The 15376-nt window shown below is 63.6% G+C and carries 13 protein-coding genes; 8 read left to right on the top strand and 5 right to left on the bottom strand.

Going from position 1 to position 15376, the window contains the following annotated elements; genetic code table 11:
* Nucleotides 1–21: 21 nt before the first annotated feature.
* On the top strand, nucleotides 22–1251 hold the full coding sequence (locus TSA1_RS05880) for a CaiB/BaiF CoA transferase family protein (RefSeq protein WP_100175517.1): 1230 nt from the start codon (nucleotides 22–24) through the stop codon (nucleotides 1249–1251).
* A gap of 27 nt (nucleotides 1252–1278) precedes the next feature.
* Here TSA1_RS05880 and TSA1_RS05875 read toward each other — a convergent pair whose 3' ends face one another.
* Entirely contained in the window at nucleotides 1279–4623 is a 3345-nt protein-coding gene (locus tag TSA1_RS05875) for an autotransporter outer membrane beta-barrel domain-containing protein (RefSeq protein WP_100175516.1), read from the bottom strand.
* 193 nt (nucleotides 4624–4816) lie between these two features.
* Here TSA1_RS05875 and TSA1_RS05870 point away from each other — a divergent pair, with 193 nt between their 5' ends.
* The 4 genes from TSA1_RS05870 (at nucleotide 4817) to TSA1_RS05855 (ending at nucleotide 7976) form a co-directional block, all read left to right on the top strand.
* Nucleotides 4817–5899 carry a sensor histidine kinase gene (locus tag TSA1_RS05870; protein ID WP_100175515.1) on the top strand — a complete coding sequence of 361 codons (1083 nt, stop codon included), beginning with the start codon at nucleotides 4817–4819 and terminating at the stop codon, nucleotides 5897–5899.
* Nucleotides 5887–6645 (top strand): LytR/AlgR family response regulator transcription factor, encoded by a 759-nt coding sequence (locus tag TSA1_RS05865; RefSeq protein ID WP_100175514.1) that lies wholly within the window; start codon nucleotides 5887–5889, stop codon nucleotides 6643–6645. The genes TSA1_RS05870 and TSA1_RS05865 overlap by 13 nt, the downstream gene beginning before the upstream one ends.
* A 130-nt stretch (nucleotides 6646–6775) precedes the next feature.
* Complete coding sequence (locus TSA1_RS05860) at nucleotides 6776–7654, top strand: beta-keto acid cleavage family enzyme (RefSeq protein WP_100175513.1); 879 nt, start codon at nucleotides 6776–6778, stop codon at nucleotides 7652–7654.
* A 106-nt stretch (nucleotides 7655–7760) separates the two neighbouring features.
* Nucleotides 7761–7976 (top strand): hypothetical protein, encoded by a 216-nt coding sequence (locus TSA1_RS05855; protein WP_100175512.1) that lies wholly within the window; start codon nucleotides 7761–7763, stop codon nucleotides 7974–7976.
* 83 nt (nucleotides 7977–8059) lie between these two features.
* On the opposite strand, the gene TSA1_RS05850 is transcribed toward TSA1_RS05855, so the two are convergent.
* Complete coding sequence (locus TSA1_RS05850) at nucleotides 8060–9181, bottom strand: pentapeptide repeat-containing protein (RefSeq protein ID WP_161497186.1); 1122 nt, start codon at nucleotides 9179–9181, stop codon at nucleotides 8060–8062.
* Between the two features lie 297 nt (nucleotides 9182–9478).
* Here TSA1_RS05850 and TSA1_RS05845 point away from each other — a divergent pair, with 297 nt between their 5' ends.
* Nucleotides 9479–9871, top strand: coding sequence for a RidA family protein (locus tag TSA1_RS05845; protein ID WP_174718781.1), 393 nt, complete (start codon nucleotides 9479–9481; stop codon nucleotides 9869–9871).
* 4 nt (nucleotides 9872–9875) lie between these two features.
* On the opposite strand, the gene TSA1_RS05840 is transcribed toward TSA1_RS05845, so the two are convergent.
* Nucleotides 9876–10538 (bottom strand): TetR/AcrR family transcriptional regulator, encoded by a 663-nt coding sequence (locus TSA1_RS05840; protein ID WP_100175510.1) that lies wholly within the window; start codon nucleotides 10536–10538, stop codon nucleotides 9876–9878.
* A 215-nt stretch (nucleotides 10539–10753) separates the two neighbouring features.
* Here TSA1_RS05840 and TSA1_RS05835 point away from each other — a divergent pair, with 215 nt between their 5' ends.
* Both TSA1_RS05835 and TSA1_RS05830 read left to right on the top strand, forming a co-directional pair.
* Nucleotides 10754–11989: an acyl-CoA dehydrogenase family protein gene (locus TSA1_RS05835; RefSeq protein ID WP_100175509.1), complete on the top strand. Its 1236-nt coding sequence runs from the start codon at nucleotides 10754–10756 to the stop codon at nucleotides 11987–11989.
* Between the two features lie 148 nt (nucleotides 11990–12137).
* Nucleotides 12138–13196, top strand: coding sequence for a phosphotransferase family protein (locus tag TSA1_RS05830; protein ID WP_100175508.1), 1059 nt, complete (start codon nucleotides 12138–12140; stop codon nucleotides 13194–13196).
* Nucleotides 13197–13320: 124 nt separating this feature from the next.
* On the opposite strand, the gene TSA1_RS05825 is transcribed toward TSA1_RS05830, so the two are convergent.
* Nucleotides 13321–13617, bottom strand: coding sequence for a GIY-YIG nuclease family protein (locus TSA1_RS05825; RefSeq protein WP_100175507.1), 297 nt, complete (start codon nucleotides 13615–13617; stop codon nucleotides 13321–13323).
* Nucleotides 13618–13839: 222 nt separating this feature from the next.
* Nucleotides 13840–15012 (bottom strand): acetylornithine deacetylase, encoded by a 1173-nt coding sequence (gene argE, locus TSA1_RS05820; RefSeq protein ID WP_100175506.1) that lies wholly within the window; start codon nucleotides 15010–15012, stop codon nucleotides 13840–13842.
* Nucleotides 15013–15376: the final 364 nt, after the last annotated feature.

Raw genomic sequence — 15376 nt, 5'->3', positions numbered from 1 at the left:
AGTTCCCCGGAGGAAATAGACATGTCGGCCTTGCCGCTCTCAGGCATCAAGATCCTTGACCTCACCCGCGTCCTTGCCGGGCCTTTGTCGGCCCAGATGCTGGGCGATCTCGGCGCGGAGGTGATCAAGATCGAGCGGCCGGGCACCGGCGACGACGCGCGCGCCTTCGGCCCGCCTTACCTGACCGATCCCGAAGGCAAGGCCAACAACAATAACTCATTCTACCTCTGCGCCAACCGCAACAAGAAGTCGGTCACCGTGAACATCGCCAAGCCCGAGGGGCAGGCGATCATCCGCGAGCTCGCCAAGGACGTCGACGTCTTCATGGAGAACTACAAGGTCGGCGATCTCAAGCGCTACGGCCTCGACTACGAGACCATCAAGGCGATCAATCCCGGCATCATCTATTGCTCGGTGACCGGCTTCGGCCAGACCGGCCCGTATGCGCCGCGCGCCGGCTACGACGCCATCCTGCAGGCGATGGGCGGCCTGATGAGCGTCACCGGCCACATGGACGGCGAGCCGGGCGAGGGCCCGATGAAGGTCGGCCCGTCCATCGTCGACTACATGACCGGCATGAACACCTCGATCGGCATCCTCTCGGCGCTCTACCATCGCGACGCCAACAACGGGCAGGGCCAGCACATCGACGTCTGCCTGTTCGACACCGTCATCGCCTCGCTGTCGCACTGGCTGCAGATCTACCTCGTCAACGGCAAGACGCCGCCGCGCCGCGGCACCTGGGGCAATGGCGGCATGCCGGCCGGCGTGTTCCGCTGCACCGATGGCGAGCTGATGCTGGTGGTCGGCAATGACGGCCAGTTCCGGAAGACTTGCGCCGTGCTCGGCGAGCCGGAGCTGGCAAACGATCCGCGCTTTCTCAAGAACAACGACCGCGTCGTGCACGGCAAGGAGATCATGGCGATCTTTGCCGGCCTGTTCCTGAAGCAGCCGGTGGCCTACTGGCTGGAAAAGCTGGAAGAGGCGGGCGTGCCCTCGGGGCCCATCAACAATTTCGAGCAGGTGTTCTCCGATCCGCACGTGCAGGCGCGCGGCATGCGGGTGAAGACGCAGCACAAGTTCGAGCCGGAACTGTCGCTGATCCGCAACGCGCTGACCCTCTCGGGCACCCCCATCACCGAATATCGCGCCCCGCCGCTGCTCGGCGAGCACACCCAGGAGGTGCTCGGCGACAAGCTCGGCTATGATGCCGGGAAGATCGAAGTTCTCCGGAAACAAGGCATCATCTAGGGGGCTTTGTGAAAGGTCGCTGCTGCGCTACCAGGCGTAGCGCAGCGATCCCTGGGCCGAGACGCCGCGCGCGCTGCCGGCCAATTCTCCGGTCACCCTTGCGCCCAGCGTCAAATTGTTGACGAAGCGCAGCTCGGCACCTGAGGAGAGCAGGGCCGAGTCCTTCGGAGCTGCCGCGCCGTAGACGGTGAAGCTTGATCCGGGCAGGGCCTGGAATAGTGCGCTCATCGCCCGGTCGGTGTTGGTGTCGTGCACCCAGGCAAGCTGCGAACGGAAGGACAGCGTGGCATCGTTGCCGGCAGCGACGGTCTTGTCGAACCGGCTGCCGAGCTCGGTCCGAAGCGTGGCGGTGCTGCGCGAGGCGTAGGCAAGCGCGAAGGCGCCCGTTCCAGACGCCGAACTCTCGCTGTAGGCCGGCGTATGGAAGTTTTGTCCTTGCAAGGCCGCATAAGGCGTGATGGCGACGAACTGCGTCGGCACCCGGTAGCCGCCCTCGATGCGTCCGGCGAAGGTCTGACCGTCAAAGCGCGCATTGAGCTGATCGACGCCGGCGAGATTGACGGTGCGGCTCGTGCTGATGCCGTTCCAGGCATAGGCCAGCGCGCCCGACAGATAGGCGGCGCCCACCCGGTGCGTGCCGTAGGCGCCGATCTGAAACACATCGCTCCGGCCGCTGCCGAGGCCGTTGCTCAGGCCCCAGTTGGTGCCGCCGCCCGCGAGCGCGAAGCCCAGCACCGTATCGGCGCTGGCGCGATAATCGGCGCCGGCCACGACGCCATAGGTTCGCGGCGTCACGTCATGCGAGCCGAGCACGACGCTTTCGCCGTTGACCTTGCCGGCGCTGCCATAGCTGCCGCCCCACACGCCCCAGCGCCGGTCGAGCGCGGACTGAGGCTCGCGCGCGGCGCGGGCCGGGGAGGTTGACGCATAGGCCGACGCAAATGCCGGCGGCACGCGGGATTCTTCAGCATAGCCCATGGCGCCGCCGTTCGCGGCCTGGCCGCCGAAGGCGGCGTGACCGGTGTTGGTGAGCAGCGAGACGAAGCCGTTCATGGACTGGAACGCGGTCGTCGCCGCGCCCGTCGCCACCTCACCGGAGAGGCTGTCGAGTGCGGATGCGAGCGCGGCACCGGACAGCGAGAAGATCGAGGCGAAATTGCCGGAGGCCGCTCCGCCGTTCAGCGCGGCGTCGATGCCGCTGGCCACATTACGCTGGTTGATGGTGCCGTTGACGAGCGAGTCGGCCAGCGCCGCCTGGTCGACGACGATGTAGGCGTCGTTGGCGTCGTAGCCGAGATGGGCCTTGATCGAGCCGGTGAGGTCGAGGCTGCTGAAGGTGCCGCTGAGGCCGCCGGTCGCCGTCAGGATCACGAGGCTCTGTCCGACCACGAAGCCGCCGCCGAGCTGGACCGCGCGCGCGATGCCACCGGTCAGCGTCGCCGTGCCGTTGACGACCGTCTTGTCGGCGCCGCCGGAGGCAAGGTTGACCTGGTAGATGCCGCCGAGGCTGAGGCTTCCGTTCACCGTGACGGTGCCGGTGGGAGTGAAGGTGCCCGTGCTGGTGAATGTGAGTGAGCCGCCGCCGAATGTGGTGCCGTTACCGGCGTTCAGGATGCCGGTGTTGGAGAGGGTGGTGCTGCCGCTTCCGAAAGAGTTGGCGCCGGTCGTGCTCCACGTCCCATCATTGCTGATCGTATTGGACGCATTCCCGAGCGTGATCCGGCCGTAGAGGGTGCCGCTGTTCGTGATGGTACTTGCGCCGCCGCTGGTCATGATGGCCCAGCGCGTTTCCGGCGCGGCAAGCGTGCTGCTGATGAGGGCGCCGGCGGCGTTGTCGATCGAGATCGTTCCGCTCGTCGAGACGGCCCCCATGACCGGGTCAGGACCGCTGCCGAGCAGCGAGCCATGATTGGTGATGGTCGTGGACCCGGAGCCGGCGGTGCTGCCGAGGGCGTCGTCGTTCGTCGAGCGCACCGTGCCGTAGTTCGTGATCGTGACGCTGCCGTTGCCGCCTGCGATCGTGCGGATGCCGATATACGCCGAATAGACGTCAGCCGTCGTGACATCGATGTTGCCGGCGCTGGTCCTGACGTAAACGCCGGTGCCGACGATCGGTGTGGCGGCAAGCCCGATCGAGCCGCCGGTCTGGTTCACGGTGGCATTGCCTGTGCCCTGCTGGTCCAGATTGAGACCGCCACTTCCGAAATCGGCCGACGAGAGCAGGGTGCCGCCGCTCATGTTGAAGATGAGATTGCTCGAACCCTCGCCATAGAGCGAAACCGCCGACGAGTAGGCGGAGATCCTTCCGCCCGTCACGGTGACGGTCTGGTTGCCGGACGAGAAGGCGAAGGTCGAAATGGCCGAGCCGCTGCTGACGGTGATGTCGTAGCCGGATGTAATGCTTACGGTGCCGGACCCGTTTTCCAGAACCATAATGCCGGAGCTTGTGGAACTGATGCTGGCACCGGGGGTGATGGTGAAATCGTCCGTGCCGTACATCGACATGCCAACTCGAACGTTGCTGATGACCCCCGTTCCCGTGACGAATACGCCCCCAGTGCCGTTGCTCGAGACGCTGATCCCGACGTTGCTGCCGCCCGACCCGCCGGGACCTGTGATAGACCCGCTATGGTTGACCGTGACCGTGCCGGCGTTCGTGCCATGGCCGACCGCAATGCCGTAGCCATTGGCGGAGGTATAGACGATGTTGCCGCTACCGCCGACCGTGGTATCTCCGCCACCGAAGACCCCGATGCCCGTGCTGCCCGTGATCGCCGCGGTCCCGTCGACCAGGATGTTGACGGCTGCCTGGGACTGCACCAGGACGCCGTAGCCCGCGCCGATCGAGCCCGTGTTGGTGACGTTGCCGTTGACATGCGCGGTGAGATCGCCGGTCGCCGACGTACTCTGTGAGGACAGCGTCAGTGAGGCAATGCCGGTGCCGTCGATCGTCGCACCGCTCGCGCTGTTGTAGGTAATCGCACCGGTACTGGTTAAGAGGGACAGCGCGCCGATGACGACGTTGGAAGTCTGGTTGACGGCGCCGTTGTTGGTGAAATTGATGCCCGAGCCGTTCTCGGACGTGTTGATCTGGAGACCATAACCGCCGACGGTGACGCCGCTGGCGATCTGGCCGGTGATGTTGCCGCCGGTGGTGAATTGCTGGGTGTCGTCGTTCGACGACGCCGTGGCCGCGTCGGTGTTGGTGTTGTGCACGGTCACGGTGTCTGCCGTGCACGACACGCTGTTGGGGGACGAGGTGATGTCGCAATTGGCCGCGGCCGGGCTGGCGCTCCAGATCGTCGCCAGCGCCGTCATCGACAGCAGAGCGCCGGAGGGCCGGAAGCGCGAATTTCTATTCTTGTATTCCAACGCGTCTCACCCCTGTCATCGCATGGCACCGGACGGATTGCGGCCGGCCGGTTGAATCGGAGGGGACAACACAACATCGACTGCACTGCCGCTATCGGGATTCGACGAACCGGGCAGGATAGCCGATGAATCGGGCCGCGCTTTGGGACAAAGTGACCGGCCGGCGATATCTTCCGGACCGTGAAGGGGGTAAATGGCCGGGATGCGCTACTTCAATCGGTTCGATGCGACGGCTGGCCAGAACTCATGGCCCTTGGCCATTCTGGGTTTGGGCCTGTTGACGGCTCTCGGCACGCTGGTGCGCATGGCCCATTTCCAGAACTTTCCGCGCGCCTTCCTGATCAGCGTTGTGGTCGATCCCCTGACGCTGCCGATGGTGCTTGCGCTCCGGCCGGTGTTCCCGAGGAGGCATGTCGAGTCGAGCTTCCAGGTGTTGAGGACACTTGTCCTCAATACGCTGCTGTGCATCGGCGCCGCATTCGTGCTGACCTGCTGGGTCAGGCTGGTGACCGGCGTGACGGGTTGGCACGTGCCGAATTGGGGAGCGCTCCAGTCGTGGGCGGTGCCTTGGGTCTATTACAGCATCGTGTTCGCGGGCTGGCGGTTCGCGCAGTTCTGGAGCGCCGCGGAGCTTGCGGTGCATGGTGAGAAGCAGCGCGCCGCGGCGGCGGAAGCCGAAGCGCTCAAGGCCGAGCTTCGCCATCTCCGTCATCAGCTCGATCCGCATTTCCTGTTCAATGCGCTGAACGGCATCGCCGTCGAGATCCCGGATCATCCGGACGCGGCGGTGGGCATGGTTCGCGAACTGGCAGCCTATTTGCGCTATTCGCTCGACCAGCGGGATCGAACCGTCACCCCGCTTGCGTCGGTGCTCGACGCGGCTCGTTCCTATCTCGAATTGCAGAAAGCCCGGTTCGGTCCCGAGCTCGACTACAGGCTCGAGTCCAATGAGGCGGCACGCCGGCGCATCGTGCCGAGCTTTCTGCTGCAGCCACTGGTCGAGAATGCCGTCAAACACGGTCTGCAAGCCGGCCGCGCGCACGTCGATATTGCGATCGAGGCGGTGGCCGATGAAACCAGGCTGCAGATATCAGTCACCGGCCCCGGGGAGTTGAGGCCCGACTGGCAGAGCGCAGGCGATCCGGGCGTCGGCCTGTCGGTCCTGAACCGGCGGCTGCAACTTCACTATCCAGGCCGGCATGAGTTCAGCCTGCGCCAGACCGGCGACATGGTGATCGCGGGGCTGCTGTTGCGGGGGGAACCGTGCTCCGTGTAGCGATCGTCGATGATGAAGCGCTGGCCAGGCGCGGAATGCAGCGGCTTCTCGGCGAATACCCTCAGCTCGAGGTGGTCGGCGAGGCTGCCTCGCTGAAGACTGCCATGGAGTTGATCCGCGTCGAGCGGCCCGATGCGCTATTCCTGGACATCGAAATGCATGGCGGCAGCGGGTTCGATCTCTTGCAGGATCTTCAGGAGCGCCCTGACGTCGTCTTCGTCACCGCCCACGACCGCTATGCGGTCAAGGCCTACGATTTCGCCGTGCTGGACTATCTCCTGAAACCGATCGATCCGAAACGACTGGCCGCGGCGGTGACCAAGCTGGAAAAGGCGCAGGCTGCACGACAGGCCCTCCTCAAGCATCAGGCGCCCACCTTGCGTCTCAGGACCAGCACGCGGACGGTGATCCAGCGCATCGATACCATTGTCGCGATGCGTGCCGAGGGCGACTACACGCGCGTATTCGTGGCGAACGGACCCGCCATCCTGGTCGGACAGCTGCTCGGGAAGTTCGAGGCACAGGTGCCGACGCCTCCTTTCCTGCGTATCAATCGCTCCTTGATCGTCAACGTGGACAGGATCCGCGCGATCGAAACGATCGATCGCGATACGATGCACATCAGCCTGGACGATTGCGCCGAGGCGTTCGTGGTTGGACGCGCGACTGCGGCGCGGATCAGGAAGCTCTATCCCGGCTTGCCTCGCCGAGTGTCGCTCACTTCCCCCGGGGGCGACGGGACCTGATCCGCCTGACCGGCGGCAGGGCGAGGCGCGATGGCCGAGGGTGCTTGCCCATGGTGAGCAATTGGCTGAGAGTGGCGATATCCCGCGCCGGCGGCGGCACCCGAGAGCAAGCGATCAGAAGGCGGCAGTCATGACATCAGGCAAAACCATCATCACCTGCGCCATCACCGGCAATCTCACGAAACCCGAGCAGTCGCCGTATCTGCCGATCACGCCCGAGCAGATCGCCACTTCCGCGCTGGAGGCGGCCGAAGCGGGCGCCGCCATCGCCCACATCCATGTGCGCGATCCCAAGACCGGCCGCCCCTCGATGGAGATCGACCTCTACCGCGACGTCGTGGACCGCATCCGCGCCCGCAACAAGAGCCTCGTCATCAACCTCACCACCGGCCCTGGCGGCCGTTTCGTCCCGTCGATCGAGGATCCGCGCGTCGCCGGTCCCGGCACCACGCTGCTCCAGCCCGAGAAGCGCGTCGCGCACATCGAGCTGCTCAAGCCCGACATCTGCACGCTCGATCTCAACACCATGAACTCCGGCGGCGAGGTCGTGATCAACACGCCGCGCAACGTCCGCATCATGGCCGAGCGGATGAAGGCGGCCGGCGTGCTGCCGGAGATCGAGCTGTTCGACAGCGGCGACTGTCATCTCGCGCGCGACCTGTTTACCGACGGCACGCTGAAGGGGCCGGGCCTGTTCTCGCTGGTGCTCGGGGTCAAGTACGGCTTCTCGGCGACGCCGGAGACGATGTTCTACGCCCGCAGCCTGTTGCCGCCGGGCGCGATCTGGTCCGGCTTCGGCATCGGTCGCGCCGAATTCCCGATGGTCGCGCAGGCCTTTCTGCTCGGCGGCCACGTCCGCGTCGGCATGGAGGACAATCTCTATATGTCCAAGGGCGTGCTGGCGAAGACCAATGCCGAACTGGTCGCGCACGCCGCGGGCATCCTGAAGAGCCTCGGCGCGAGCGTTGCGAGCGCGGAAGATGCGCGGGCGATGCTGGGGCTGGCCTGAGGCTTGCGCGCCATCCCCAGATAATCCCGGTCCGTAGTCGCACAGGCTTCCGCTTCGCCTCCGACTCTGATTCGATCTCTCCACTTGAGTTCGGGGAGGGAAGTGAATGTCCTACACGATCGGGTTCCAGGCCAAGAACCAGAAGTCCGTTCTGGCGACCGAGGCGGCTACCGCCAATCAGGCCGTCGCCATCGTTGCCGCGCTGCGGCAGAGTGCCGACGAAATAAAGTTCATTCGCTCGCCACAGGAAGGCGAGATGGGCATCGAGATGCTGCTGCTGCTCGCCAAGGAAGAGGCCGAGGAGATGCCGCAGCGGGCGTGAGCCGCAGATTCAAGGGAATTTGGCGTAACGCAGCTTAAGCCAGCGGCGGAATTGTTTCCGCCGCCAAATAACCATTCTAAGCTTCAGTTATCCGTTTTCTTTCTCAGGCGAACCCAAAGCCCCTCATTTTGGCGCTCATAGCCGCTGAAATCAATGCCGTCGGGCTCGTCGGTCGTGCCCTGCGGCGTTAGCTTGCCAATGTAAGCTCCGTCGAGCAGCGCCTTGGGCATGCTCTTGGCAAATTTTGATCGCAAGAGTCTGGCGTCTCTGAAATCGATTGAGCCCGAGGGAATGTGACCGCCGAAGCTGCAATTGTATACTTCGGCCCCGCGGAATATCGCATTGAATAGCGATGCTCTCTCGAACTTAATCCGTATTAGGTGAGCATAGCTAAAGTCCGCAAAAGACAAGGAAACACCCGTCAAGTCTGCCGAGCTCAGACTCGTCTCCCTTAGGTCCGCGTACTCAAAGACTACACCTGCGTCTGCAAGGGGCTTTAGTGTCACGCGATTGGCGAGCAAGCCGAGAAGCAATTGGCCGCGTTCAGGGCTCAGCGGCAGTTTGATGATTTCGGCACGCGTTTGCTCACCATCTTTTGGGTTGCTGTAGCGCACATAGTAATATGGTTGTGCTGCACGTGACAGAACAAGGATCCGGTTTATGAGTCCTTCTGTAAGTACTCCGTTCTGAGTGCTTTGAACTTCGCGAGCGACATCCTTGAGCACGTCGAAAAGCTCCGCTGTCAATGCGGCTCTTCGTTGTGCTTCAGCCGTTACGTTTTGCTGATTCAAGAGTTTAGTCTGATAATCCAACTTTAGGTTTTGATCTTTCAACAGGCTGTTTTGGGTTATAAGCAGTGCGGAGCCCACTATTCCTCCAAACGCTACCACCAGGGCTATTGCCGATTGGCTTACGAAGTGGCGTGTGCGTACGTTCGCATACCACGCGGCGGCTTCTATTGTGGCGCGCCCCATTTCGGTGGCGGCGACATCAGACTTTCCCGCCACATGTGCGCGTCCAGCAGCCGTAATAGCCGCGGCTATACTTTCTACTGTGCCCCGTACGTTCCCGATCCATCGTGGCACAACGAGAAATGCCAGAATTGAGCAAAGTGTAAGGGTGGCCGAAGCTGCCGCAATGGCTCCAATACCAAATGCGATTAGCGATCCCCCGACATCTTCCATCTTGAAGATCAGGAAGAACAAGGCCGGTCCAATCGCTGCCCCTAGCAAAAAGAATATGACCAAGAGCGCAATCTGAAGTGGAGCGCGTCGCGAGTTTGGTTCAGGGTTAGTCATTGGTCGGGGTCTTTGGCAAATCGACTTTGAAAGAGGTCATTCTACCGCAATCAGCGGGGCAGCCAAGGGATTGCATCGATCGGGCCCACACCCAGTTCGAGAGCAGGCCTGACCCGCCACCCACATTTCGGTCAGAAGCGAAGCATGCTGGCTGCGAGATGGTGTAGTCAGGCCTCAGTCTCGCTCGAACCGAAGGTGGCCGCCATGAAACGCGAAGCGCTCCGCGTCGAACCGATCTCGACGTTCCTCGACCGCTGGAAGGCGCCGACCTCGCCGGTGACGCGCGCCGGCAACATGATCTTCGTCGCCGGGCTGCCGCCCTTCGACCCCGAGACGGGTGAGCTCAAGGACATGCCGATCGAACGGCAGAGCGAGATCGTCATGCAGCAGATGAAGCTGTGCCTCGAGGCGGCCGGCGCTTCGCTCGACAACGTCATGAAGTGCAATGTCTACTGCACCTCGACCAAGCATTTCGCCGCGTTCAACACGGTCTATGCCCGCTACTTCCCGCAAGATCCGCCGGCGCGGATCTTCGTCTGCACGCTGGAATGGTTCGGCCCCTTCGACGTCGAGATCGACTGCATCGCGATGACGTGAGGGACTAGCGCGCTGCGACCCGCGGCGGCGCCTTCGTCTCGGCCCGTCCCGCCGTCAGCGCCATCGTCGCGACGCTGACGACGCGCGCGACGACGTCCTCGACGTCGTCGAGGTCGCATTTGCCTTCCGACAGTTTCGTCAGCCGCTCGCTCTCGCGGATGGTGTGGTGCGCCATCGCGAGCGCGAAGTTCAGGCCCCAATAGATATCGACCTCGCTGCGTTCGGGCAGGGCGCGGCGCATGGCGCCGGCGAATTTCCGCAAATGGTCGATCTCGCGGTTCTTGATGCGGCGGATCGGGGGCACGGATTCGATCGAGGCGCGGATCATGAAGCGCGCCGCGGTCGAACGCTGGTTCTCGGGGCCGAGGCAGCCGCGCAGCGTCGGCCCGACCAGCGCGCGCAGGATCACCTCGATCGGCGCGCGACCGCCACCATCTTCTTCCGCCGCCTTCAGTTCGCGCAGGCGCTCGCGGTTGGTCTGAACCGAGCGCGTGACAAATAATTCAGCGATCAGCTCGTCCTTCGAGCCAAAATGATAGTTCACCGCGGCAAGGTTGACGCCCGCCTCCGCGACGATGTCGCGCAGTGTCACGTCGCCGAAGCCGCGATCGGCATAGAGCCGTTCGGCGGCGGCGAGAATGGCAGACCTCGTATGATCGCTGGCCATGAGAGCGCCCGTGGAGGGGAGTTGCAATTCAAACACTTGTATGAAACTATCGTTTGAAGGCCGGAGAATGTCAATCCGCAATCGAGACTCGTTCGCAACTCGCGGGCCGGCTCGGGCGGCCTCGCAAAGCGCGCGTGTTGGCGCTTGCGGGCCGCGTCATGCGGGAGGACAGTCCGGCGCAAAACGACCAGCGAGAGAGAAACGAGGAGCGTCCCATGGATTTCGATCTGTCCCCCAAGCAGAAGGAATGGCTCGACCGCGTGCGGTCCTTCATGGCCAAGCACGTGCGCCCGGCAGTGCCGATCTATGACCAGCAGGATCACAGCGGCGAGCGCTGGAAGGTGATCCCGGTCCTGGAGGACCTCAAGAAGAAGGCGAAGGCCGAGGGCCTCTGGAACATGTTCATGCCGCCGAATGAGCATGAGGATGATGAATTCCGCGGCGCGGGACTGACCAATCTCGAATACGCGCTGCTGTCGGAAGAGATGGGCCGCATCTCCTGGGCCTCGGAAGTGTTCAACTGTTCCGCGCCCGATACCGGCAACATGGAAGTGTTCATGCGCTATGGCACCAAGGAGCAGAAGCGCAAATGGCTGCGTCCGTTGATGGACGGCGAGATCCGCTCGGCCTTCCTGATGACGGAACCGGCCGTGGCGTCCTCCGATGCCACCAACATCGAGACCCGCATCGAGCGCGACGGCGATCATTACGTCATCAACGGCCGCAAATGGTGGTCGTCGGGCGTCGGCGATCCCCGCTGCAAGATCGCGATCCTGATGGGCAAGACCGATTTCAAGGCGGCCAAGCATCAGCAGCAGTCGCAAATCCTGGTTCCGCTCGACACACCCGGCATCAAGGTCGAGAAGATGCTGCCGGTGTTCGGCTTCGACGACGCGCCGCACGGCCACGCCCAGGTGCTGCTCGACAATGTGCGGGTGCCGAAGGAGAACATCCTGCTCGGCGAAGGCCGCGGCTTCGAGATCGCGCAGGGCCGCCTCGGCCCCGGCCGCATCCATCACTGCATGCGCACCATCGGCAAGGCCGAGGAGGCGCTGGAGAAGATGGTGAAGCGCCTGTCCTCGCGCACCGCCTTCGGCAAGAAGATCGTCGAGCATTCGGTGTGGGAGCAGCGCATCGGTGAGGCCCGCACCAATATCGAGATGACGCGCCTGCTCTGCCTCAAGGCGGCCGACATGATGGACAAGGTCGGCAACAAGACCGCGCAGGCCGAGATCGCCATGATCAAGGTCGCGGCGCCCAACATGGCGCTGAAGATCATCGACGAGGCGATCCAGGCCTTCGGCGGCGCCGGTGTCTCGGACGAGGCCGGCCTTGCCAAGGACTACGCCCACATCCGCACGCTCCGTCTCGCCGACGGTCCGGACGAGGTGCACAATCGCGCCATTGCCAGACTTGAGGTTCGGAAGTATGCAAACTCTCCCAATCACTAAGTGAGAGGGAGAGCCCGGCGGCGCTCCCGATCTGAAGAAACGACGGGGCATGGTCCCATTCGGAATGACCGCTTGACGCAAGTGCGTCAGCGGTTACCGATTAGGATCATGCTCGGCCTGAAAGGGTCAGGACTGAAGAGGGAGCGTCATGGCTGACGGCGTCAGGAAAGACGAGGAGTTCTCGGGCACCAAGCCGGTCGAGGAGCGGCATCGTTTCGACGAACTGCGCCTCGAGGCGTGGATGCGCGATCACGTCGAAGGTTTCGAGGGCCCGCTGGTCGTCCTCCAATTCAAGGGCGGCCAGTCCAACCCGACCTATCGCCTCAACACGCCGAAGCGTTCCTACGTGATGCGCAGAAAGCCGTTCGGCAAATTGCTGCCGTCGGCGCACGCGGTCGACCGCGAATACCGCGTCATCGCGGCCCTTGGCAAGCAGGGCTTTCCGGTCGCGCATGCCTATGCGCTGTGCCAGGACGATGGCGTGATTGGCGCGGCCTTCTACATCATGTCGATGGAGGAGGGCCGGGTGTTCTGGGATCCGACGCTGCCGAGCCAGGCGCCGGAAGACCGCCGAAAAATCTTCACCAGCAAGATCGAGACGCTGGCGAAGCTCCACATGTTCGATCCGGTTGCGATCGGGCTCGGCGAGTTCGGCAAGCCCGGCAATTATTTCGCGCGGCAGATCGACCGCTGGACCAAGCAGTATCGGGCGTCCGAGACCCAGCACATTCCCGAGTTCGAGAAGGTCGCCGAATGGCTGCCCAAGACCGTGCCGGAGCAGGCGCGCGTCTCGATCGTCCATGGCGACTATCGTCTCGATAACATGATTTTCCACGCGACGGAACCTCGCGTGCAGGCCGTGCTGGACTGGGAGCTGTCGACGCTCGGCGATCCCATGGCCGACTTCACCTATCTCTTGATGCAGTGGATCATGCCGGGCCTCGAGGGCGCCGACCTCAAGGCGCTCAACATCCCGAGCCTGGAGGAAGCCGCCCAGATCTATTGCAACGTCACCAAGATGACGGTGCCCGATCTCAACTGGTACTTCGCCTACAATCTGTTCCGCCTCGCCGGCATCACGCAAGGCATCGCCGGCCGCGTCCGCGACGGCACCGCCGCCAACGCCAAGGCGCTGGAGTCAGCCAAGCGCACCGTGCCGCTGTCGAAGGCGTCATGGGACTATGCGCAGAAGGCGGGCGCGGTGTAGGAATGACGAAGGCGCGGCCGGTGGCTGCGCTTTTTGGTTTGCTGGTGGGTTTGCGTTCTTGCCCAGCTCTCGTGTCCCGGACGCGGTGCAGCACGAAGTGCTGCTCCGCAGAGCCGGGACCCAGTCACGTCGCCAACGTATTCAGCTCGTCGGTGAGATCGCGCCAATCCGGATTGAGCTCCTCGATCAACTTGAGCTTCCACGCACGCCGCCAGCGCTTCAGCGAGTGCTCGCGTGAGCGCCCCTCGAGGATCGACTCGAAGGCCTCGAAATAGACCAGCAGTGTGACATCGTACTGCCGTGTGAAGCCGGGGATGAGCTTGGCCTTGTGTTCGCTGATCCGGCGAGCAAGGTTGTTCGTCACTCCGATGTAGAGAGTGCCATTCCGTTTGCTCGCAAGGATGTAAACGAAGTAGGGCATAGTGCAATCAGCGCTGACAGTATTGCGCTCTAAAGTTGCACGTTTCGAGTCCGCCGCAAAGTATTCTGGGTCCCGGCTCTGCAGTGCGGTACTGCGCACCGCACTGCGTCCGGGACACGAGACCTGAGATCTTCGGCGCCTGTTTCTACGATCTCTCTCGCGTCCCGGACGCGGTGCAGCACGTAGTGCTGCTCCGCAGAGCCGGGACCCAGCAAGCTCCAATCATCCCTTCGCGCAATGCGCGATCAGCTTCTCCACGAAGCCCGCGCACTTCTCCAGCTCCGCCATCTCCACGAACTCGTCCGGCGTATGCGCCTGCGCGATCGAGCCCGGCCCGATCACCACGGATGGGATATCCGCCATGCTGGCAAACAGGCTCGCTTCGGTGCCGAAGGCGACCTTGGCGTGGTCGTTGCGTCCGGCAAGGCTCTTGGCGAGCGTGACGATCGCGGCATCGGCGGCGGTGTCGAGCGCGGGATAGTCGAGGATCTCCTCGAAATCGATGCCGCACTCCTGATGCCTTGCCTTCATCGCGGGCTCGATCTCGGCCTTCGCCCAGGCGACGATCGCGTCCGTCACCTCGCGCGACTCGGTGATGCCGATGCCGCGGCATTCGAAATCCACCGTGCAGGTATCCGGCACGATGTTCAGCGCCGCGCCGCCATGCACGATGCTGGTCAGCAGCGTCGAATGCGGCACGTCGTAGAGGCTGTTGCGTTCGGCCGCGGCCGCAAGCTTCTCGGCGCGGCGGCGGATCTCGACGATCAGCTCGGCGGCGTATTCGATCGCGTTGACGCCGTCGGGCGCAATCGAGGAATGGCGGGCGAGCCCGTGAAAGGTCGCGCGCACGCCGTGCTTGCCCTTGTGGCCGATGATGACCTTCATCTCGGTCGGCTCGCCGATGAAGGCGCCGAGCGGCTTGACCATCTTCTTGGCGACCTCGCCGAGCATCGGCCGTACGCCGACGCAGCCGATCTCCTCGTCGTAGGAGATCGCCAGGTGAATCGGCGTTGCGAGCTTGGCCTCCATCATCTCCGGCACCATGGCGAGGCACACCGCAACGAAGCCCTTCATGTCGGTGGTGCCGCGGCCGTAGAGCTTGCCGTCGCGCTCGACCAGCTTGAACGGGTCGTGGCTCCAGTCCTGGCCGACGACGGGCACGACGTCGGTATGGCCCGACAGCACGAAGCCCGGCCGGTGCTCGGGGCCGATCGTGACCCACAGCGAGGCCTTTTGCCCTGTTACGTCGACGAAGCGCTCGCCCTTGATGCCGAACGCGGCGAGGTAGCTCTCGATATGGGCAATCAGCGGCAGGTTGGTGCGGTCGCTGACGGTGTCGAAGGCGACGAGGTCGGCGAGGAGTTTGCGAATCCGGTCGGGTCTTGAGCTCTGCATTGTCTCGTTCTGTCAGGGGATGGAGGCTGAGATGCTTGCAGGAACCATACCAACGTGATGGCTGATTGCGCAAATCAACACCGACCCGTAGCCCGGGTGAGCGGAGCGATACCCGGGACCGCTCGCGGTGAGGGCCCCCGGATATCGCTGCGCTCATCCGGGCTACCAGACCTTGCGTTGCCCGACGGGCAAAACACGCAGGCTGTGGGTCCATCCGGCGCACCAAAAATATTCCACTTTACCGAAATTCGGAAATCGCGTATGTGTCGCGGCATCCCGGCCCAACGAAGAGGGGCGTATCGCGATCGTCACGAACGCGGGCCGGGTGGCGGTGGACGTGGGTCACATCGGCGCAAAGGATTTT

The organism is Bradyrhizobium nitroreducens (genome assembly GCF_002776695.1).
In the GTDB taxonomy this organism is placed as follows: domain Bacteria; phylum Pseudomonadota; class Alphaproteobacteria; order Rhizobiales; family Xanthobacteraceae; genus Bradyrhizobium; species Bradyrhizobium nitroreducens.
This window is presented reverse-complemented; position numbering and strand designations above follow the sequence as displayed.

What these genes read in the sequence shown, in the direction of transcription:
- TSA1_RS05840 (WP_100175510.1), bottom strand. Translation starts at nt 10,538, where the DNA reads ATGGCCAGCGATCATACGAGGTCTGCCATTCTCGCCGCCGCCGAACGG.
- TSA1_RS05860 (WP_100175513.1), top strand. Translation starts at nt 6,776, where the DNA reads ATGACATCAGGCAAAACCATCATCACCTGCGCCATCACCGGCAATCTC.
- TSA1_RS05830 (WP_100175508.1), top strand. Translation starts at nt 12,138, where the DNA reads ATGGCTGACGGCGTCAGGAAAGACGAGGAGTTCTCGGGCACCAAGCCG.
- TSA1_RS05825 (WP_100175507.1), bottom strand. Translation starts at nt 13,617, where the DNA reads ATGCCCTACTTCGTTTACATCCTTGCGAGCAAACGGAATGGCACTCTC.
- TSA1_RS05835 (WP_100175509.1), top strand. Translation starts at nt 10,754, where the DNA reads ATGGATTTCGATCTGTCCCCCAAGCAGAAGGAATGGCTCGACCGCGTG.
- TSA1_RS05855 (WP_100175512.1), top strand. Translation starts at nt 7,761, where the DNA reads ATGTCCTACACGATCGGGTTCCAGGCCAAGAACCAGAAGTCCGTTCTG.
- argE (WP_100175506.1), bottom strand. Translation starts at nt 15,012, where the DNA reads ATGCAGAGCTCAAGACCCGACCGGATTCGCAAACTCCTCGCCGACCTC.
- TSA1_RS05870 (WP_100175515.1), top strand. Translation starts at nt 4,817, where the DNA reads ATGGCCGGGATGCGCTACTTCAATCGGTTCGATGCGACGGCTGGCCAG.
- TSA1_RS05880 (WP_100175517.1), top strand. Translation starts at nt 22, where the DNA reads ATGTCGGCCTTGCCGCTCTCAGGCATCAAGATCCTTGACCTCACCCGC.
- TSA1_RS05845 (WP_174718781.1), top strand. Translation starts at nt 9,479, where the DNA reads ATGAAACGCGAAGCGCTCCGCGTCGAACCGATCTCGACGTTCCTCGAC.